This is a genomic window from Cryobacterium sp. TMT4-10 (genome assembly GCF_004403275.1).
Taxonomy (GTDB): domain Bacteria; phylum Actinomycetota; class Actinomycetes; order Actinomycetales; family Microbacteriaceae; genus Cryobacterium; species Cryobacterium shii.
The window spans coordinates 23,913-42,659 of sequence record NZ_SOGU01000096.1 but is presented as its reverse complement, the minus strand read 5'-3'; the positions used below and the strand labels follow the sequence as shown (position 1 = coordinate 42,659).

General features: G+C 70.8%; 18 protein-coding genes. 4 read left to right on the top strand and 14 right to left on the bottom strand.

Translation table 11 applies throughout. The features are described from left to right. Position 1: 1 nt before the first annotated feature. From E3T42_RS14755 to E3T42_RS14735, 5 genes are all read right to left on the bottom strand, one after another. Positions 2 to 4,024, bottom strand: coding sequence for an SCO7613 C-terminal domain-containing membrane protein (locus tag E3T42_RS14755; RefSeq protein WP_134403241.1), 4,023 nt, complete (start codon positions 4,022 to 4,024; stop codon positions 2 to 4). Next, positions 4,021 to 4,578: a hypothetical protein gene (locus E3T42_RS16915; protein WP_174776692.1), complete on the bottom strand. Its 558-nt coding sequence runs from the start codon at positions 4,576 to 4,578 to the stop codon at positions 4,021 to 4,023. The genes E3T42_RS14755 and E3T42_RS16915 overlap by 4 nt, the downstream gene beginning before the upstream one ends. Before the next feature lie 20 nt (positions 4,579 to 4,598). Next, the gene (locus tag E3T42_RS14745) at positions 4,599 to 4,835 is read right to left on the bottom strand and encodes a hypothetical protein (protein WP_134365877.1); all 237 of its coding nucleotides are present in this window, start codon (positions 4,833 to 4,835) and stop codon (positions 4,599 to 4,601) included. A 126-nt stretch (positions 4,836 to 4,961) separates the two neighbouring features. Beyond that, positions 4,962 to 5,777, bottom strand: coding sequence for an alpha/beta fold hydrolase (locus E3T42_RS14740; RefSeq protein ID WP_134365876.1), 816 nt, complete (start codon positions 5,775 to 5,777; stop codon positions 4,962 to 4,964). Positions 5,778 to 5,848: 71 nt separating this feature from the next. Further along, positions 5,849 to 7,132 (bottom strand): HNH endonuclease signature motif containing protein, encoded by a 1,284-nt coding sequence (locus E3T42_RS14735; RefSeq protein ID WP_166805340.1) that lies wholly within the window; start codon positions 7,130 to 7,132, stop codon positions 5,849 to 5,851. 275 nt (positions 7,133 to 7,407) lie between these two features. Here E3T42_RS14735 and E3T42_RS14730 point away from each other — a divergent pair, with 275 nt between their 5' ends. Beyond that, the gene (locus E3T42_RS14730) at positions 7,408 to 8,337 is read left to right on the top strand and encodes an AEC family transporter (protein ID WP_134367963.1); all 930 of its coding nucleotides are present in this window, start codon (positions 7,408 to 7,410) and stop codon (positions 8,335 to 8,337) included. A 60-nt stretch (positions 8,338 to 8,397) separates the two neighbouring features. Here E3T42_RS14730 and E3T42_RS14725 read toward each other — a convergent pair whose 3' ends face one another. The 8 genes from E3T42_RS14725 to E3T42_RS14695 form a co-directional block, all read right to left on the bottom strand. After that, positions 8,398 to 9,054: a DedA family protein gene (locus tag E3T42_RS14725; RefSeq protein WP_134403239.1), complete on the bottom strand. Its 657-nt coding sequence runs from the start codon at positions 9,052 to 9,054 to the stop codon at positions 8,398 to 8,400. A 23-nt stretch (positions 9,055 to 9,077) separates the two neighbouring features. Continuing rightward, entirely contained in the window at positions 9,078 to 9,875 is a 798-nt protein-coding gene (locus E3T42_RS14720) for a hypothetical protein (RefSeq protein WP_134367961.1), read from the bottom strand. A gap of 71 nt (positions 9,876 to 9,946) precedes the next feature. Continuing rightward, on the bottom strand, positions 9,947 to 10,954 hold the full coding sequence (locus E3T42_RS14715; protein ID WP_134403238.1) for a sensor histidine kinase KdpD: 1,008 nt from the start codon (positions 10,952 to 10,954) through the stop codon (positions 9,947 to 9,949). After that, on the bottom strand, positions 10,951 to 11,625 hold the full coding sequence (locus E3T42_RS14710; protein ID WP_134367959.1) for a response regulator transcription factor: 675 nt from the start codon (positions 11,623 to 11,625) through the stop codon (positions 10,951 to 10,953). The genes E3T42_RS14715 and E3T42_RS14710 overlap by 4 nt, the downstream gene beginning before the upstream one ends. Then, on the bottom strand, positions 11,625 to 12,332 hold the full coding sequence (locus tag E3T42_RS14705) for a phosphatase PAP2 family protein (protein ID WP_134367958.1): 708 nt from the start codon (positions 12,330 to 12,332) through the stop codon (positions 11,625 to 11,627). The genes E3T42_RS14710 and E3T42_RS14705 overlap by 1 nt, the downstream gene beginning before the upstream one ends. An 88-nt stretch (positions 12,333 to 12,420) precedes the next feature. Then, the gene (locus tag E3T42_RS14700) at positions 12,421 to 12,849 is read right to left on the bottom strand and encodes an antibiotic biosynthesis monooxygenase (protein WP_241976200.1); all 429 of its coding nucleotides are present in this window, start codon (positions 12,847 to 12,849) and stop codon (positions 12,421 to 12,423) included. Between the two features lie 8 nt (positions 12,850 to 12,857). Further along, positions 12,858 to 13,058 (bottom strand): hypothetical protein, encoded by a 201-nt coding sequence (locus E3T42_RS17375; RefSeq protein WP_241976198.1) that lies wholly within the window; start codon positions 13,056 to 13,058, stop codon positions 12,858 to 12,860. Positions 13,059 to 13,085: 27 nt separating this feature from the next. Beyond that, the gene (locus E3T42_RS14695) at positions 13,086 to 13,922 is read right to left on the bottom strand and encodes an exodeoxyribonuclease III (protein WP_134367957.1); all 837 of its coding nucleotides are present in this window, start codon (positions 13,920 to 13,922) and stop codon (positions 13,086 to 13,088) included. Positions 13,923 to 14,099: 177 nt separating this feature from the next. Here E3T42_RS14695 and E3T42_RS14690 point away from each other — a divergent pair, with 177 nt between their 5' ends. Genes E3T42_RS14690 through cofC form a run of 3 tightly spaced genes read left to right on the top strand, consistent with a single transcriptional unit; the run spans position 14,100 to position 16,647 of the window. Continuing rightward, the gene (locus E3T42_RS14690) at positions 14,100 to 15,101 is read left to right on the top strand and encodes a TIGR03557 family F420-dependent LLM class oxidoreductase (RefSeq protein ID WP_134367956.1); all 1,002 of its coding nucleotides are present in this window, start codon (positions 14,100 to 14,102) and stop codon (positions 15,099 to 15,101) included. Between the two features lie 2 nt (positions 15,102 to 15,103). Then, positions 15,104 to 15,985 (top strand): coenzyme F420-0:L-glutamate ligase, encoded by an 882-nt coding sequence (gene cofE / locus E3T42_RS14685; protein ID WP_134367955.1) that lies wholly within the window; start codon positions 15,104 to 15,106, stop codon positions 15,983 to 15,985. Then, positions 15,982 to 16,647, top strand: coding sequence for a 2-phospho-L-lactate guanylyltransferase (cofC, locus tag E3T42_RS14680; RefSeq protein ID WP_134367954.1), 666 nt, complete (start codon positions 15,982 to 15,984; stop codon positions 16,645 to 16,647). The genes cofE and cofC overlap by 4 nt, the downstream gene beginning before the upstream one ends. A gap of 70 nt (positions 16,648 to 16,717) precedes the next feature. On the opposite strand, the gene E3T42_RS14675 is transcribed toward cofC, so the two are convergent. Continuing rightward, positions 16,718 to 18,730 (bottom strand): PTS fructose transporter subunit IIABC, encoded by a 2,013-nt coding sequence (locus tag E3T42_RS14675; protein WP_134403237.1) that lies wholly within the window; start codon positions 18,728 to 18,730, stop codon positions 16,718 to 16,720. Positions 18,731 to 18,747 lie beyond the last annotated feature (17 nt).

The window sequence follows — 18,747 nt, the reverse complement described above, 5'->3', positions numbered from 1 at the left end:
GCTACCGCAGTGCTGAGATGCTGAGCGCGATCGACTTGAGGTTTGCGATGCGCTGCTCGTAGCGGGCCGCGAGCACGATCAGGACGACGCCGCCCGCTCCCAGCCACAGCCACCACGGCACCGCGCCGTAGGCCACCGAGATCCAAGGCCAGAGCTGCGCGACCGCGTGGATCAGCAGCACGGCCGCACCGATCAGGAACGGCGCCTGCAGTTTGCGCAGCACGCCGACCACGATCACGACGAGGGCCAGCACCCCGAGTCCCACGACCCGCCAGAGCGGACTCGCGGTGATGTCGAGCAGCAGTGACGACACCAGGAGCACGAGCAGCCCGGGGGCCAGCCACGGCCAGCTGCGCGCGCGGGGCACGGCGTCGAGGTGCAGCCATCCGCTGGCCAGCAGGGCGATGGCCAGCGGCAGGCTCAGGATCTCGACCGTGTCCGGCGCCGACCGCGCGAACCCGGCGACCACTGCCGCCGCGCCGGCGGCGATGGCCACCCAGGAAACCATCCGGCCGAGCCTGCTGTCGTCGTACCGGGAGACCGCCAGGTGCAGGGCGGAGAAGGTCCAGACGACCAGGATCACCCGCACGGGCGCCAACGGCGCGAAGCCGAGGGCGAGCGCCTCCGCCGCGAGGATGCCGACGATCGCCAGCACGACCAGGCCGTAACCGAGGCGCAGGCCCGCGGGATCGGTGGCCTGGTGCCCGCCCGATACTGCGGCGGCGCGTCGGATGCCGGCAACGAGACTCGTCCCGGCGGCCACGACGAGCAGCGCCGCGGGCAGCAGCCAGGCCTCGAGCCGGGCGTCCGGCCCGAGCGGGACCTGCGCCAGCAGGTCGAGGATGCGCGCGCCGGCGGTGATCAGCACGCCGAGCAGCCCCACGACAAGCGCCGGCCAAGCGGCGGCGCTCCAGCGCGGCCGGCGGGTGAGCAGCGCGCCGGAAACGGCGAGGGCCCCGGAAAGCGCGAGCACGAGGACCGGCCGGAGCAGTTCCGCGCCGGTCGAGGTGCCGCCGGCGAACGCGCTCGGCAGCACGGCCAGCCCCAGGCCGAGGGCGACCCCGACCGAGACGGGCCGGCGGGACACGACGGATGGCGCGGCGCCCGTGCCCGGGTTCTCTGCCGGGTTCTGGCCGGCATCCTGGCCGGTATTCTCGCCGGCCGCGGGCAGCAGTCGACCGAGAACGAGGGCCAGGCCCACCGGAACGGTCACGAGCTCGAACGGATCGGTTGCCCCCGTCACCACGGCGCTCGCCATGGCCAGGCCGGCCAGGGCGATGGCCGCGGTGCCCACGGCGGCCGTCAGGGGTGCCCGCGGGCGCCAGACGACCCGAACGTGCAGGGCGGACAGAATGATCACGACCGAGGATGCGCGCAGCCCGGCCACGACGGCGTCCAGCGAGCCGCCGCCTTCGCCGACCCGCCCGAAGGCGGAGATCTCGGCCAGCGTCCCGAGCGAGAGGGCCAGCAGCACCAGCGCGACGCCGGCGAGGCGGCGCAGGCGCCGGGACGCGGCATCCGTCTGGGCGGCCAGCAGGAAGGCGCCCGCGATCAGGGCGGCGAGGGGAAGCAGCCAGTATTCGAGCCGCGCGGCGGGGGCTCCGGATTCGCCGAGCACCGCGCCCGCCTGCACGACGCTCGTCAGCGCCAGCCCGATCGCGCCGCCGGCGGCCGCGGCGGCGAGGTAGGCCGAGCGCGGCGGCGTCCAGCGGATGGAGCCGGCCCCGAGCAGCAGCACGGCGGATGCCGCGGCCACCAGCACCGCGCGCAGAAGCGAGCCGGAGCCGGCGGCCAGCGCGAGCGGCACGATGGCCACCAGCAGGCCGGCGAACGCGAGCAGCGCGGCGCCCGAGCCGGCCGTCGTGGCCCGGTCGATCCGGTCGATCCGGCCGAACCGGTGGAGCAGCGCGGCCAGCAGTAGCAGGACGCCCGCGACCGGCAGCACGTAGGGTTCGACGTCGGTGGTACCGGCCCGGGCGAGGCCCAGCCAGAGCCCCGACGTGCCGAGCGCGAGGGCGAGCCAGCCGAGGTGGCGGCGGTGCGACCGGGAACCGAACAGCCCGTCGGCGGCGATCGCCGAGAGGAGGGCGGCGATGCCGGCCAGCAGGAGCATCAGCCAGCCCAGCGGCTGCGCGGTGGCGAGGGCCCAGATCGTGCCGGGCACGAGCACGAGGGCGGCGCCGGCCTCGAGGGCGAGGCGGTCGCGGCTCCGGCCGCGCAGCAGGCCGAGGGTGAGCCCCAGCCCGCAGGCGACGAGCGCGGCGGCGGGGACGACGAGGACGCGGTCCTCCGGCGTCGCCGGGGGGATTCGCGCGACGCTCCACAGCAGCAGCCAGAGAACCGGGGCCACGCCGATCGCGGCGACGAGTCGTTCCCGCGCGAGGATGTCCCGATTCGCGGGCAGCAGCAGCCAGAACAGCAGGGCCGCGAGCAGCACCGTCGCGTGCGCGATACCCGCGGCCGGTGCGCCCTGGAGCAGCGCGGCGCGCTCGGCGGCGGAGAGGCTTTCGGCGAGCACCGTCACCGGCAGGGCGAACGCCAGCACGGTCGGGGCGAGCAGCGTCCAGAACGCCCAGCGGCGGTCGGCGACGGTGAACAGACGCGGCAGCGGGAGCGCAACGAACAGCTGCAGCAGCGCGGTCGTGAGGGTGAGGGCGCGCAGGCAATCGACGAAGACGGCGGTGACGGATGGCGCCCCGCCGAGGGTCAGCATCCACGGCGCCGCGATGGCGGCGACCAGGGTAAGCGCGATCGCCCCGGCCAGCAGCAGGCCCCGGGCGACGTCGCCGGTGCGGTCGACAAGCAGGCGGGCGCCGAGGAGGGCGGTGATCGCCGCCAGTGAGCCGATCCACCAGATCGTGCTGCTCTGCCAGCTAGCCAGGTAGCCGAACGTTTCCGTGAGCACGAAGAACGCCAGCGCGACCGGGCGGAACACGCCGAGCGACATCCTTCCCCGGCGCGCCGGCACCAATGCCGCCAGCGAGAGGGATCCGAGCAGAGCATAGAGCAGCGTCACCGCAAGGAGTGAGCCGGAAAACGGCACCGCGAGTACGGCGATGCCCAGAAACAGCGCGGCGAGAACGCGGCGGCGTTCGGTCGGGATGCCGCCGATCAGCCACGCCAGCGTGGCCAGCAGCCCGACCGCGGCCAGGGTGCCGAGCGCCCAGACGCTGTCCGGCCTGATCGGGGCCAGCATCGTGCCGGTGCCGGTGCCGGCCAGGCCACTGGTGAGCGCGACGAGCAGGGGGATGGCGGCCGCGGTGATCACGAGCACCGCGAAGCCCGCCGCGACGAGGGCCGCCGTTCCGCCGCCCACGATCGCCGCGGTGCGGGCCGGTCCGGCGGATCGGCGGCGCGCGTACGGCTCGACCGCCAGCGGAATCAGCACCGCGACCAGGATCGGCACCGTGATCGCCGCGGTCACGTTGTCCGCGCGGTAGGCCATCAGGGGGGCAATGGTCGTCAGCGTGAGGGCAGCGAGGGCGGCGCAGCCGTAGGCGAACACCGCGTCCGCGGACCCGGGGCTCGCCCGGCGCACGATCAGCATCTGGTGCAGCACGGCGGCGACCGTGACCGCGCCGAGGGTGATGAGCGGGGAGAGGGTGAAGGCCGGATCGACGATGGTGGCCGTGAGCGCCGCGCCGATCAGGGCGAGTCCACCCGGCACCAGCACAGATACGCGCTCCGGCACCCGGTCGACCGAGGGCCAGAAGCGGTGCGGAACCGGTGCGGCCGGTGCGGGGTGCGGCGTGGGGTCTGGTGCATGGGCGGCGGAGGCGCTCGGGGCCGGGATGTCACCGGCGGCGAGCCCGGTAGCCCGGCGCGGCAGGGTGAGCGGGTGCAGGAACGCGCCGACGGCGGCGCCGAGCAGACCGACGAACAGGCGGCTGGCGTCGTCCTGGCAGGCCGCGAGACCGGCGGCGAGCAGGCCGAGGCCGAGCGCGGCGGCCGCAAAACCGGACACGCTGGCGACGCGCAGCCCGGACACGGCATGCCAGAACAGGAAGAGAACGGTGCAGCTCACCAGAGTGATGCCCAGTAGGCCGCGCCGTCGGCGGCGGCGAGCCCGAACAGGTCGTTCTGCCGCAGCGCCCAGGCGTCGAGGAGTACCAGCACCACCACCAGCGCTCCGATCCCCTCGGCCGTGGCCACGAGCCGCTTGCGCCGCAGCACGCCCGCCGTGACGAGCGCGGCCACGGTGAACAGGGCGATGATCGCCGAGCGCGCCTCGTGGCCCGCATAGATCCAGGCCACGGTGATGAAGAAGATCGCGGCCACCGACACCAGGGTCACGCCGACCAGCAGGAGCAGGATCTGCACGCTCGAGCGTCGGGGCGCACCGGGAACGGATGCCGTCGCCCCCTTCAGCGGAGCGCGCGGCGGCCGGACAGTCCGGGCTGCCGGTGCGGCGGGGGCCAGCACGGGGGCCAGCACGTTGGCCGACACGGGGGCCGACACGGGGGCCGACACGGGGGCCGGCGCAGCCGCCGGAGGCAGTGGCACCGGAATCGGCACGGGCTTCGGCGCCGCGGCCGCGGCCCGGAGTGCGACACGCTCGGCCGCCAGCGCCTCGGCCACGTCGAAGCGGATACGCCCGATCAGGGCGGTGCGGCGGTGCGGCGGGCCAGCGACGCTGCGGCATCCGTCGACGCGGTCAGCAACAGGGCGGCGGCGGGGTGCCGCAGGTCGAGGGCACAGTTCGAACAGACGGCGGAGCGCAGTCGGCTGTGGCAGGCCGGGCATCGCGTGGTGTCCGTGAGGTCGGCGGTGCTGCGTGGCCAGAAGACCGTGCCCGCGAACTCGGTGAAGTCGTCGTCGGAGTCGATCTTCGACATCGTTGCCCCTCGCTGGATGTGAACGTGCCAAGGCTACCGGCAGGACACTGCGTCAGAGACGCGTGCGGGGACCCGGTGAATAAGTCCGGCACGGACCGTGAACGGCCCACGGATCGGCCTCGTTCGTTACAGGTTGTGCTCCGCCAGCCAATTCACCAGGACCCGATTGAATTCGGCCGGCTGCTCGACGCTCGGCAGGTGCGCGGTATTCCGAAAGGTGCAGCCGGTGGCGTCGGGCACGGTGGAGAGCAGGAACTCGAACTGGGCCAGGGCCGGGGTGATATCGAACTCGCCCACTGTGACGAGCGCCGGCACCTCGATGTCGACCAGCCGGTCGAAGGCGGGAGGCTCGAGCGGCATCGGTGTCGGATGTTCCTCCGCGTGCACCGCGTTCACGCGATTGAGCGCGTAGGCCGTGGCCACGAATTCGGGGTCGAGCTCCAACTCGCTCCGGAGGGGACCGAAAGCCCACAGGGCGACCTCGAGCCGGGCCAGCTTGTGCCAATCCTGGTCGTCGAAGGCGGCGTCGAGCTGGTCGAAGTGGGCATCCTCGAGTTCGGTCAGTTCCACCTCGGGAAAACCGCTGGGACCCGAGCCGATGGTGACCAGGCCCGTCACCCGGTGCGGGTGTTCCAGGGTCAGGTCGATGGCGGTCGACCCGCCACGGGAACACCCGATCAACGTGGCCGACGCCACCCCGAGGTGATCGAGCACCGCGAGGGCGTCTCCGCGCGGGGAGAATTCCACGTCTTCGGTGAGCGTCTGGCCGAATCCCCGGCTGTCGAAACGGATGACGAAGTGGCTGGCAGCCAGCGCGGCGACCTGGGGGTCCCACATCCGGAGGTTCGCGATGCCCGCGTGCAGAAGGAGCAGGGCCGGTGATGACACGTGGCCCGTCGTCTCGTAGTAGAGCGACGCGCCTGGAACGGTGAGGTGAGGCATGGCTAGATCGTAGGCGTGCGGTGGGGGCCGCGGCAAGGATATGATCCCGAGTCAGCCGAACAACCCTTAGGTCAGAACGGCGCGGGTTCGGGCGGAGCTGCTGAGGCGGGTTCCGGCGGTGGTGGTGGTTCAGGTGCCACCGCACGGATGAACGTGGCCGGCTCGGTCACGAATGCGCGCCCGCTCGGCGAGGTCCACCTCAGGGTGCCGGCCTCCAGGTGTTTCACCGTCCACCGGGTCTCGCTTTTCAGCGCGTGGCACGGCGGACACAGGTGAGCGAGGTTGTCCTCGGCGGTCAAACCGTTGAACTGCCAGTCCAGCGAATGGTCGATGTCCGAATGGGCTGCCGACCGGTTGCAGCCGGGGAACCGGCAGGTTTCGTCCCTCACCCGCAGGTACTTCTTGAGGTCTTTGGGCACCTTGTACCGGTCCCGGCCGACCGAGAGCACCACCCCGGTCTCCGGATGCACGAGAAGCCGGGTGAAGCTCGGCGCCCCAGCTGCGATCCGCCGCGCGGTGTCCGCGTCGATCGGGCCGTAACCCTCCAGATGGGCCGGTTCGTCGTTGAGACCCATGAGACTGAACACCGGGACCGTGATGTTCACCGAACCGCGGATCCCCTTGCCGAGTCCCGACGGCGTCACCCCGTCGAGGATGAGGTCCTCGAACACGTCCGCCTTCAACTGGGTCAGGGTTCGTTCCTCCTCCTTGCACTGCAGGCTCAGGGCCATCAGCGTCACCCGTTCGTACGCGGCCTGCGCCTTCTCCGCGCTGGCGTAGAAGGTGAGCGACGCCATCCCGTCCGGCTCGGGCTCGAAGAACACCGCCCGATCCTTCACCGACTTCTGATGCCGGGCCTTGATCGTCTCCGGGTGCCACCGCTCCCGCAGAGTCCGGGCGTTGTACTTCAGCTTCGACGCGGTCAGCGTGCCCGCCGATTTCAACACGGCCGCTTCGAATTTCACCCGCCCTTCCGCGGGCACAGACCAGGCCTGATTGACCACCACCTGCGCGTGCCGGTAGCTGATCTCGCCCGACGCCAGCGCCGCCCGGGTCGCCGGGAGTTCCTGGGCCAGGGCCCGGCTCTCGGCGACCAGGTTCTCCGCGGTGCGCTGCGGCACCCGGATCGTGCAGGCCAGCTCGCTGGAGAACTCCCGTTCGGCGACCTCACGTGCGTCCCACCGGGCCCCCGGCACCCGGGCATTGTGGTGGGCGATGGCCTGCCCGAATCGGCGGGCCGCCTCGACCCGTTCGGCCCGCCGGGCGAAGGCTGCGGCGATGTCCCGTTCTGCCTCGGCAATGGCGTCGAAATGCCGGCCCATGGCCTCTCGCTCTTCGAACACTGACGGCTTCATGAGGAACACGCTAGAGGCACCCACCGACACTGCACCGGCAGCCGTGCACACTGTGGATAACCTGATCAAACAGGCATTGTGGAGGAACCGGGCAGGTGGGCCGACCGCGTCTCGTGGGCGAGCCACAGGGTCAGGGGCGCGGAGCATCCGTCTGCCCAGCGAAACCAACCGCGACCCTCGGGTTCCACCGCCGTTCCCCCTTCACCTGGTGCTGAAAGACCCCACTGGATGCGGCAGCCCGTTCGACGCCCGGGGGCGGCCCTATGCTCGATCGAATGGTTGGTGTTCTGGTCGGATTCTCCATCATCGGGTTCGTGATCCTGGTGGGCTACCTGATCGAGCGTGCCGGGATCGCCGGGCCGGGCGGCGGCCGGGTGCTCAACCGGGTGGCGTTCTTCGTGGCGTCGCCGGCGCTGCTGTTCACGGTGCTGTCCCACGCGGATGCCCGGGTGCTGTTCTCAACGTTCCTCCTGACCACGCTGTGCAGCATCGCGGTCGGCGCGGGCCTGTACCTCCTGATCGCCCGGGTCTTCTTCCGCACCCCGGTCGCCGAGACCGTGCTCGGCGCGGCCTCGTCGAGCTACGTCAACGCCAACAACATCGGCCTGCCGGTGGCCCTGTACGTGCTCGGCAGCGCCCGGTACGTGGCCCCGGTGCTGCTGCTCCAGCTGCTCGTGCTCGCCCCGCTCATTCTGGGAATCCTCGACGTCTCGACCCGGGGACGACTGTCGCTGGCCGGAATCGTCACCCAGCCGCTGCGCAATCCGATCATCCTCGCGTCCGCGGCCGGGGTGCTGGTGGCCATCTCGGGAATCACCGTGCCGGCCGCGGTGATGGCCCCGCTCGAGTTGCTCGGCGGGGCCGCGATCCCGATGGTGCTCCTGGCGTTCGGCATGTCGCTGCACGGGGAACGGCTGCTCAAGGCTGGTTCCGGGCGCGGCCGGGTCGCCGCGGCATCCGTGATCAAGGTCGCCGTGATGCCAGTCATCGCGTACCTGTTCGGCCGATTCGTGTTCGACCTGGGCGCCCCGGAACTGTTCGCGGCGGTGACCATCGCGGCGCTGCCGACCGCGCAGAACATCTTCAATTTCGCCGCCCGGTACGACCGCGGCGTCGTGGTGACCCGCGACACCGTGCTCGTCACCACCCTGGCCTCGGTGCCGGCGCTGCTGGTGATCGCGGCGCGGCTGGCGCCGACCGCGTAGGGCGCGAGGTAGGGCGCGAGGTTGGGCGCGGGGTGGCACGGGGACGTCGCCCGATCCCGTTCACGCGGGGCGCTGGCGCCCGATCACGGCTTTGACCAGAAGCGGCAGGACGGATTCGACGACGATTCCGATCAGGATGAGATCGATGTAGCGGGCGGCGAAATCCGCCACCCCCGGGATGTGCGCCAGCCCGAAGCCGAGGAGCACGACAGCGCTCGACCACACGGCGGCGCCGACGAGGTTGAACATCGTGAACAGACGCCGCGGCATCGTGCCGACGCCCGCGGCGACGGGAGCGAACGTGCGAACGACGGGCACGAATCGGGCGACCGTCACTGCCGCGGGGCCGAACCGGTCGAAGAAGCCCTGGGTTCTCTTCACGCTCTTCCTGCTGAAGAGGCCGGACTCGCGCCGATCGAAAATCCGGGGGCCGGACCTCCGCCCGATCACATAGCCGAGTTGATCGCCGAGCGCGGCCGACAGGGCGATGGCAGGGACGACGATCCAGAGCGGCTGGCTGATCACGCCGCTGAGAGCGAGCACGCCGGTGAAGAACAGGAGAGTGTCGCCGGGGAGGAAGAAGCCGACGAGCAGCCCGGTTTCCGCAAAGACGATGGCGCAGACGACCGCCAGCCCCCAGACTCCGGCGCCGGAGATCACCGCCTGCGGATCGAGCAGCCCGGAGGCGGGCACTGCCGCGAGAATAATGCTTCCCATATTCGCTGTCCCGTCCTGATCGATCAGGCCGCGACCGCGGCGACGGAATCGGCCCGTCTGGACCGCACGGTCAGAACGAGCACCAGCGTCACAATCACGGCCAGGAACAGAGCGCTCGTTCCCGTCGTACCGAGTGCGAGTCCACCGTCGGCGGTGGGCTGGGACAGCAGGTCGCCCATCGACGCTCCGAGCGGGCGGGTCAGGATGTAGGCGATCCAGAATGCGAGCACGGCGCCCCGGCGGAAGAAGAAGTACGCGACCGCGACGAGGGCGATCGCCGCGGCGAAGACGAGGAGGGCGACGAGGAAACCGAGGTTCAGGCTTTCTGCCACGAGGTCGCCCGCCGCGGTGCCCAGTGCGAAGGTGAACAGCACAGCCAGCCAGTAGAACGTCTCCCGCCGCGTTGTGAAGATGGAGTGGATCGAGAGGGTCTTCTCCGACACGAACCAGACCGTGAACGTCGCCGCCAGGGCGATGGCGAAGACCACGGTGGTGATCCCCAACGGCACGCCGAGACTGTCGGTGAGATTGTCGGTGATGAGTGTGCCCACGACGCTGATCAGGACCACCGACAGCCAGTAGACGGCCGGGATGTACCGGCGAAGCTGGAACTGTGCCAACAAGGCCGCGACGAGCAGCACGGCCATGACGATCGACGTGATGCCGAGGCCCAGGCCGAGGTCCACGTTCAGGAAGTCTGCCGCCGTTTCACCCACCGTGGTGGCGAGAACCTTGATCACCCAGAAGACGAGGGTCACCTCCGGAACCTTGTTCAGAATGCGCCGAGACGGTGACGGGGTGCGGATCAGGGATGAAGTCATCTCACCAGCGAACCGCGCGCGGTCTAAGACTTTCCACAGAGGTAGGGATTCTGCACTGGAGCAGGTGAGAATCAGGGAGTGCGCGCCCGGGGCACAGTGAACGAGATCGCCGTGCCCTCAGCGGAGCCGTCAGCGACCGTGACGGAACCGCCGTAGCGAACCGCGATTTCGCGCACGAGGGACAGGCCGATGCCGAAGCCGGTGCGGGTGACACCCACTTCGTCGGCGGCCGATTCGGAGTGGGCGAAGCGATCGAAAATGCGGTTCGGTTCGATTCCCTGGATGCCCGGACCGCGGTCCCGCACCGTGACCGATACGGTCTTCTTCGTCACGGCCACCTGCACGGAGACGACGGAGCCCGTCGGCGCGAACCGCAGGGCGTTGTCCAGCATCGCGACGACGCACCGGGTGATTGCGGATGCCGGCACCCGGGCGGTCGCGGCATCCGGGGCGTCCAGCTTCACCGTGACCTGTTTCTCCGCCCCGATCAGCGCCATCGACTCCACGGCGACCCCGACCGCGGCGTTCACGTCGACGACGCCGTCCTCGGTCGGCGCCGAACCGCCGATCTCCGCCGATTCGAGCAGGTCGTTGACGATCCCGATCAGCCTCTTTGCGTCGCTCCGCAGCTCGGCGACGACAGCCGAGGAGGGGCCGTCCGCGGGAAGCGCCCGCTGCAGGATCTGCAGGCGGGCATCCAGCACGGCGATGGGCGTGCGCAGTTCGTGGCTTGCGTCGGCGACGAAGGCCCGCTGGATGCGCAGGGCGTCCCCGAGGGGTTGCACCGCCCGCCGTGCGACCGCCCAGCTCATCACGCCGGCCAGGATGATCAGGGCGACGCCGAGCACCGCGGCCGCGCGCAGGAGCCCGACCGCACCGACCTTCAGATTGTCGGGGTCGGGCACCGGTTCGACGAGCTCGGCGACGGATATCTCCGACAGGATGTAGACGACAACGGCCAGGATCACGACGACGACGACGGCCGTGCACGCGATCGCGATCTGGGTGCCGATGATGCGTGAGGCACGACGAATCGCGAGCGTGTCGCTGTCGACGATCGGTCGCCCCGCGCGGGTCACGGCTGGCCCAGGCGGTAGCCCCGACCGCGCACGGTCAGGACGATGTCGGTGTCGGTCTTGCGCCTGAGGTAGTGCACGTAGGTGTCGACGGTGCCGGCGGTGTCCCCGGCGCTGAAGACGGAATTCAGGATCTGCTGGCGGGAGAACGTGCGTTGCGGGGCCTCGGCCAGGAGTCTGAGGAGCTGGTTCTCCTTCTCCGTCAGCAGGACGCGCCCGTCGTAGGGGGAGTAGATCGTCCGGCTGTCCGGGTAGTACTCCCATCCGCCGACCGACAGGGTTCGCCCCTCTCCGGTGAACACCCGACGGATGGCCCGCAGCCGGGCGAGCAGCTCGTCGAACTCGAACGGCTTGACGAGGTAGTCGTTCGCGCCCATGTCGAGCCCGTCGACCTTGTCGCGGGTGGTGCCCAGCGCCGTGAGGAGGAGGATCGGGGTCGTGACCAGTTTGCGCCGGAGCGCGTCGACGACGCCCAATCCGTCCAGCGACGGAAGTCGCCGGTCGATGACCATCACGTCGAACTCACGGGCCAGGCCTGCGGCGAGCCCCTCCGCACCGTCGGTGGCCAGGGTGACGTCGTAGGTTTCCGCCAGCACCTGCTGGATCATCGGGCCCAGCCGGGGGTCGTCCTCGATCAGGAGCAGCCGGGCACGAGGGGTGCTCTCAGCTGGCATCAGGGGCTCCTCACCTCTCCGGGTACCGCGTCGGCGGCGGGTCGACGTTCGCTCCAGTGTGGCACCGGGAGCATCGACCAGAGCGCATTGGCGACTGTGACACCGGCGGTCGCGTACACGATCGACGCGGCCACGTCAGTCGGGTAGTGCACCCCCAGGTACACCCGGGAGCAGGCCACCGAGAGCACCACGACCGTTCCCGCCCCGGCGAGCACCGGGCGCCACCGCCGTCCGCGGGCGACGACGAGCAAACCCAGGAGGAGGCACGCGGCGAAACTCGTGTGACCGCTCGGGAAGCTGAGACCGCCCGGTTCGAGCACCAGGACATGGGCGAGGGAAGGGATGTCGGGGCGTGGACGCTGCACGAGCAGCTTGACCACCTCGGTGCCCAGCCACGGGACCATCACGATCGCCATGAACCGGATGGCCGTCCGGGGCTGCCGGGTGACCAGCAGGAGGGTGACGCCGCCGAGCAGCACGAGCATGACGGCGACGGGAGGGCCGAACAGCCAGTCGATGGTGAGCGCGAACTCGTCGAGTGCCGGTGTGTGTGCCAGATTCACCCGGCGCAGCACGCCCATTTCCACGGATGTCCACCCGGTCGCCGACTTCAGGGCCGACCCGGTGGCAATGACCAGGACGACGACCACGGCAGCCGGGATCGCACTGCTCGGGAGACGGTTTGACGAGCGGATCTCAGAGGCCATCTCCCCAGAATCGCGCTCACCGGCACAGGGCGCTCTAAGAAACGGCCGCCGGCCTCCGGCCGCCGGCCTCCGGCCTCCGGCCTCCGGGCTACGGGCGCCGGGTGCGAATGGCGGGCCGTCGGAGCAGCCAGGGCCGCAGCATCCGGGTGATTTGGGGCATCACCAGGAAGGTCATGGTCGGCGCCATCACGAGTGTGGTCACGACGAGTTTGGGCAGCATGGCCACGTCGTGCCAGCCGGGGATGAGCCAGGTCGCGACCAGGGTGAAGGCCAGGTTGGTGGGCAGGAAGCCCAGCCCGATGCTCACCGCCTGCTTCCACCGCGGCACCTGGAACGACGGCGTGGCACCGGCGTCGTCATCGTCGGAGAGCGGCGCGTCGAACCAGCCCTCGATTCCGGTGCGTTTCACCACCCGGGCGTCGAGGATGAGGTCGTGGCCGTCGATCAGCCAGTGCGCCCGCTCCTCTGAGCCTTCCCAGGCATCCAGCAGGTCGGAGTTCGCGAACCGGTAGAGCATGTGCCAGCTCAGGAATCGGCGCTGGCGGGCACCCAGCCCGAGCCGAGGAACCCCGGGAAACTGCTCGCCAGGTCCATGCCGTGTTGCGCCCAGTGGGTGGCGTCCTGGATTCGGGTCGGCTCGACGCGGCGGGTGACGGACACGGTGACGGATGACGCGGCCCGCGCTTGTGGCGCTCCGGCTGCGTTCCCCGGGGGCACGGAAGACATGGTTCAAGTATTGCCGGTGGAACGGCGTCAGAAGATCATCGGGCGGTTGTCGTCTTCGCCCTCCAGCTGCAGGTCGACGGCCACGGGCACGTGGTCGCTCGGCGCGTCGCCCTTGCGCTCATTGCGGTGGATGCTCGCGCCCGTCACGAGGTCGGCGAACGCCGGGGAACCCAGGATGAAGTCGATCCGCATCCCCTCGTTGCGCGGGAACCTCAGCTGCTTGTAGTCCCAGAACGTGAATCCCTCGGGAATCAGCGGGCGCACCACGTCGTGCAGGCCCTCCGCCTCGAACGCGTGGAACGCGGCCCGCTCCGGTTCGGAGATGTGGGTGGACTGGCCGGGGACGAAGCTGGGGTCGCCCATGTCCGTGTCGAAGGGGGCGACGTTCCAGTCGCCCATCAGCGCCAGGGCCAGCTGCGGGTTGCGGCTCAGCTCGTCGCGGGCGTGGGCGCGGAGCCGTTCCAGCCAGTCCAGCTTGTAGGCGAGGTGCGGGTCGCCGATGGCGCGGCCGTTCGGCACGTACACGCTCCACAGGCGCATGCCTTCCACGGTGACGCCGAGCGCGCGGGCCTCGAGCGGCAGGCCGGGGCCCTCTTCCCCCTTGAGGAAGCCGGGCATGTCGGGGAAGGCGGTGGCGACATCCGTCATCTCGTGGCGGCTGGCGAACGCGACGCCGTTCCACTGGCTGATGCCGTGGATGGCCAGGTCGTAGCCGGCGTCCTCGAACGCCTGCGCCGGGAACTGCTCCGGCTTGCACTTGATCTCCTGCATGGCGAGCACGTCGATGTCTTCGCGCACCATCCAGTCGACGACGCGGCCGGAGCGGGCTCGGATGGAATTCACGTTCCAGGTGGCAATGCGCATGCCGCCCAGCCTATTTGACGGATGCCGCGTGACGGCTGCCCGCCCTCCCACAGTGCCCGGGCACTGTGGGAGGGGCTCCGGCCCGGCTCCCGGATGGGGAGTCTGGGCGGGGGACCGGCATTCTCGGAGCCGGGAATGACAGGATTGAGGCCTACGACGACAAGGTAGGGCGGATCCATGACGGAATTGCAGATCGGCTACGCGGCGATGCTGGAGCAGTTCGCCCCGGCCGAGGCGGTGGCCCTCTCCGCCTACGCCGAGGAGCACGGGTTCAGCGGCGTGATGGCGGCCGACCACTTCCAGCCGTGGGTGCCCGCGCAGGGCGAGTCATCCTTCGTCTGGAGCGTGCTCGCGGCCATCGGTGAGCGCACGACGGGCGACCTCGGCCCCGGCGTCACCGCGCCCACGTTCCGCTGGCATCCGGCCATGGTCGCCCAGGCCTCCGCGACGCTCGCCTCGATGTACCCTGGCCGCCACTGGCTCGGCCTCGGCTCGGGCGAGGCGCTCAACGAGCACATCGTCGGCCAGTACTGGCCGGAAGCGCCCGAGCGCATCAACCGCATGTTCGAGGCCATCGAAATCATCTCGAAGCTGTTCACCGCCTCCATCGCCGGCAAGGACGTCAAGCACTCCGGCCAGTTCTACAAGCTCGAGTCGACCCGGCTCTGGACCATGCCGGAGGTGGCCCCGGAGATCCTGATCGCCACGGCCGGGCCGGTCACCGCCAAGCGCGCCGGACGCCACGCCGACGGCCTGATCACGGTCGGCGCCCCACTGGAGAAGATCTCGATGCTGTTCGGCAAGTTCGACGACGGCGCCCGGGACGCCGGCAAGGACCCGTCGACCATGCCCAAGGTGCTGCAGCTGCACATGAGCTGGGCCGAGACCGACGAAGAGGCGATGCGCAACGCCCTGGTCGAGTGGCCGAACGGCGGGATGAAGTTTCCGAAGGGGGACATCCGTTCACCGTTCGAATTCGAGCAGATCGCCAAGCTCGTGCGCCCCGAAGACTTCGAGGGCCGCATGATCATCTCCGCCGACCCCGACGACCACCGCGCGTACATCCAGAAGTTCGTGGATCTCGGCTTCGACCGCATCTACCTGCACAACGTGGGCCGCAACCAGCGTCAGTGGATCGACGTGTTCGGCCGCGACGTGCTGCCGAAACTCAAGCGCTGACGGTGAGCGAGCCTGAGCTGCGGGTATTCGCCCTCGAGGGCATCGGCGAGATCGCGGCGGGCGCCGACCTGGCCGCACTGATCGCGGGCGCGGGCGCCGGCCGACTGCGGCACGGCGACATCCTCGCGGTGACGAGCAAGATCGTGTCCAAGGCCGAGGGCCGGCAGGTCGCGGCCGCCGACCGCGAGCAGGCGATCACGGCTGAGACGGTGCGCGTGGTCGCGACCCGCGCCCACCCGGGCGGGGTCACCCGCATCGTCGAGAACCGGCAGGGGCTGATCATGGCCGCGGCCGGCGTCGACGCGAGCAACACCCCCGACGGCACCGTGCTGCTGCTGCCGGTCGACCCGGACGCCTCCGCCCGCTCGCTCTGCGCGGCCCTCCGCGCGAGCACCGGGCTGCGCCTCGGCGTGATCGTCACGGACACGGCCGGCCGCCCCTGGCGTGAAGGCCAGACCGACATCGCGATCGGCGCCGCCGGGGTCGCGGTGCTCGACGACCTGCGGGGCACGGATGACGCCTCCGGCCGCCGCCTCGACGTCACCGTCGCCGCCGTGGCCGACGAGATCGCCGGGGCGGCCGACCTGGTCAAGGGCAAGACCAGCGGCAACCCCGTGGCCGTGGTGCGCGGGCTCGGGCGTCTCGTGGCGGAGGACGCCGTGGACGGCGGGGCCGGGGCCTCCGGTGCGTCGCGCGCTCCCGGTGCGTTCCTGTTGCAGCGACCGAGCGCGAACGACATGTTCCGGTTGGGGACCGCGGAGGCGCACGCCGAGGGCTTTACGGAGGGCTACGCGGCCGGGCTGGCCGCGGCTGCCGCAGCGTCTGCCGGTGCCGGCGCCGCTGCCGGAGCGGCCGCGGGCGACGCGGCATCCGTCACCGAATGAGCTGGGTGGCCGTCGTCCCGGTCAAGGGCAACCCCGGAGCCAAGACCCGGCTGGGGGCGCGGCCCGATCGGGCCCGGCTGGCCGATGCCTTCGCCCTCGACACCGTCGGAGCGCTGCTGGCGGCGCCCGGCATCGACCGGGTCATCGTGGTGACCGGCGACGGCGAACTCGCCGGCCGCCTGGCCGCCCTCGGGGCCGATATCGTGCGCGAGTCCCGGCACGATCCTGTTCCCCCGGAACGGGCCGCCGCACCAACGGATCCGCTGAACACCGCGATCCGCCAGGGGCTGGCCGTCGTGCGTGCCGAGTTCCCGCACGCGAACGTGGCCGTGCTGACCGGCGACCTGCCTGCGCTGACCCCGGCCGAGGTCGAGCGTGCGCTCACCCTCGCGGCCGCGCAGGAGCGCTCGATGGTGCCCGACGCAGCCGGAACCGGCACCACGACCCTGCTCGCGCGGGCCGGCACACCGATCGAACCACGCTTCGGGGTCGGGTCGAGGGCCGCCCACGAAGCCGCCGGCCACATCCCTCTCGAGCTGCCGGCATCCGCGGGAATCCGCCGGGACGTCGACACCACGGCCGACCTGCTCGCGGTGGCGCGCCTCGGGCTCGGTCCGCACACCAGCCCGCTCGTCGACGGCGCCCGCGGACCGGGCCGGTGACGGCACAAAGAATGCCGCCACCTGCATAGCCAGGCGACGGCATCCCACCGAAGGTCGTGGACCCGCGGTGCTACACCGGGGTGGCCTCGGCCTTGGTCGCGCCCACCTGCACGGCCAGTGCGTCGAGGACGTCCGCGGGTGTCGCGGCGGACTGGATCGCGGCCCGGAAGGCCGGCTTCATCAGTGCGCGGGAGAGCTGGGCCAGGACCCTGAGGTGCTCGGTGCCGGCGTCGGCCTCCGGCACGGCGATGAGAAAAATGAGCGTGGCCTTCGAACCGTCGGACGAGCCCCAGTCGATGCCGTTGCGGCTGCGGGCGAAGGCGATGACCGGAGAAGTCACCCCGTCGGACTTCGCGTGCGGGATCGCGATCCCGTCGCCGATGCCCGTCGTGCCGTGCTCCTCACGGGTGAACGCGGCCTGCGCGACCGCGGCCACATCGCTGACCCGCCCGGTCGTGGTCATCAGCCCGGCCAGGGTGCGGATCATCGCGTCCCGGTCGGTCTCGTCGACGTCGAGCACGATGGTGCGCTCGTCGATGTAGTCGAGAACCGTTTTCCTGAGGGGCGGGGCGGGCTGGGCCGGGGAGGCCGGTGCGACGGATGCGGCGACCCCGGTCGACGTTCCCGCATCCGTTCCCGTGCGCCCGGCGCGGCGGGCCGAGATCCCGAGCAGCAGCACCGAGACGAGTGCCGTGACGACGGCGCCGACGATCAGGGCCACGAAGTACATCGGCACGCCCGAGACCGCGCCGAAGACGGCGACGATCGGACCGCCGTGCGGAACGGAGTCGGTCACGCCGAACAGGGCGGCGATGCCGCCGGCGACCGCTCCGCCGATCATGTTGGCGGGGATGACCTGCAGCGGTTTGGCGGCCGCGAGTGGGATCGCGCCCTCGGTGATGCCGAAGAAGCCCATGAACAGTGCGGCGATGCCGGCTTCGCGTTCGGGCTTGGAGAAGTAGCGACCGCGGATCAGCGTGGCCAGGCCCATGCCGAGCGGGGGAACGGCGATCGCCGCCGCGACCATGCCCATCGGGGCCGGATTGCCGGTCGCGATCAGCGCGCCGCCGAACAGGAACGCCGTCTTATTGATCGGGCCGCCCATGTCGAAGGCGACCATGGCGCCGAGGATCAGGCCGAGGATGACGACGCTGCCGCCCTCGAGACCGGTGAGGAAGGTCGTCATGCTCTCGAAGACCCAGGCGATCGGGCGGCCGAGGGCCAGCACGAAGGCGCCGCCGACGATCAGGGTCGTGAGCACGGGGATCACCAGGATCGGCATGATCGGCCGGATGAAGCGGTGCACGGGGATCTTCTTGATGCCGAGGGCAACGAAACCGACGAGGAATCCGGTGACGATGCCGCCGATGAAGCCGGCCCCCGATTCGGAGTTGTAGAACGCGCCCGTGGTGGCGATCCAGCCGCAGATCATGCCGGGGGCGAGCCCGGGCCGGTCGGCGATCGCATAGGCGATGAATCCGGAGAGGATGGGAACCATCAGTGTGAACCCGATCACGCCGATCTGGTTGATCGTGAGCCAGAAGCTGCCCTCCGGGATCACGAGTCCCTGCGGGGTGGCCTCGCCGCCGAGCGAGAGCGAGATCGCGATCAGGAGCCCGCCGACGACGACGAACGGGATCATGTAGCTCACGCCGTTCATCAGGGCGCGGTACAGGGTGCCGCCGAAGTCGGCCCCGCCGTTCGGCGCGACGCCCGTGTCCTCGCCGCTGCGGGGCTGGGCGGCGAGGGCATCCTCGATCAGCTTCTGCGGCTGGTGGATGCCGTCGGCGACCCGGGCGTTGATCAGCCGTTTGCCCGCGAAGCGAGCCAGGTCGATCTGGGTGTCGGCCGCGATCACGATGGCGTCCGCCCGGCTGATCTCCTCGGGGCTGAAGGTTCCCTCGACTCCCACGGAGCCGTGGGTCTCGACCTTGATGTCGTAGCCAAGCTCACGTGCCGCGGCCTCGAGTTTCTCCGCCGCCATGTACGTGTGTGCGATGCCGGTGGGGCAGGCCGTAATGCCCAGGATCAATATGTCCGGTGGGGTCGTTCGGCTCGTGGTTTCGGTTCGAGTTGCGGGCATAGCGGGGGTTCCTTCCG

Bases quoted from the DNA above. Each gene is read 5' to 3' on its own strand.
- E3T42_RS14705 (WP_134367958.1), bottom strand. From the start codon at position 12,332: ATGGCCTCTGAGATCCGCTCGTCAAACCGTCTCCCGAGCAGTGCGATC.
- E3T42_RS14710 (WP_134367959.1), bottom strand. From the start codon at position 11,625: ATGCCAGCTGAGAGCACCCCTCGTGCCCGGCTGCTCCTGATCGAGGAC.
- E3T42_RS14690 (WP_134367956.1), top strand. From the start codon at position 14,100: ATGACGGAATTGCAGATCGGCTACGCGGCGATGCTGGAGCAGTTCGCC.
- cofC (WP_134367954.1), top strand. From the start codon at position 15,982: ATGAGCTGGGTGGCCGTCGTCCCGGTCAAGGGCAACCCCGGAGCCAAG.
- E3T42_RS14700 (WP_241976200.1), bottom strand. From the start codon at position 12,849: ATGCTCTACCGGTTCGCGAACTCCGACCTGCTGGATGCCTGGGAAGGC.
- E3T42_RS14720 (WP_134367961.1), bottom strand. From the start codon at position 9,875: ATGACTTCATCCCTGATCCGCACCCCGTCACCGTCTCGGCGCATTCTG.
- E3T42_RS14745 (WP_134365877.1), bottom strand. From the start codon at position 4,835: ATGTCGAAGATCGACTCCGACGACGACTTCACCGAGTTCGCGGGCACG.
- E3T42_RS14730 (WP_134367963.1), top strand. From the start codon at position 7,408: ATGGTTGGTGTTCTGGTCGGATTCTCCATCATCGGGTTCGTGATCCTG.
- E3T42_RS14735 (WP_166805340.1), bottom strand. From the start codon at position 7,132: ATGAAGCCGTCAGTGTTCGAAGAGCGAGAGGCCATGGGCCGGCATTTC.
- E3T42_RS14675 (WP_134403237.1), bottom strand. From the start codon at position 18,730: ATGCCCGCAACTCGAACCGAAACCACGAGCCGAACGACCCCACCGGAC.
- E3T42_RS14725 (WP_134403239.1), bottom strand. From the start codon at position 9,054: ATGGGAAGCATTATTCTCGCGGCAGTGCCCGCCTCCGGGCTGCTCGAT.
- E3T42_RS17375 (WP_241976198.1), bottom strand. From the start codon at position 13,058: ATGTCTTCCGTGCCCCCGGGGAACGCAGCCGGAGCGCCACAAGCGCGG.
- E3T42_RS14695 (WP_134367957.1), bottom strand. From the start codon at position 13,922: ATGCGCATTGCCACCTGGAACGTGAATTCCATCCGAGCCCGCTCCGGC.
- E3T42_RS14740 (WP_134365876.1), bottom strand. From the start codon at position 5,777: ATGCCTCACCTCACCGTTCCAGGCGCGTCGCTCTACTACGAGACGACG.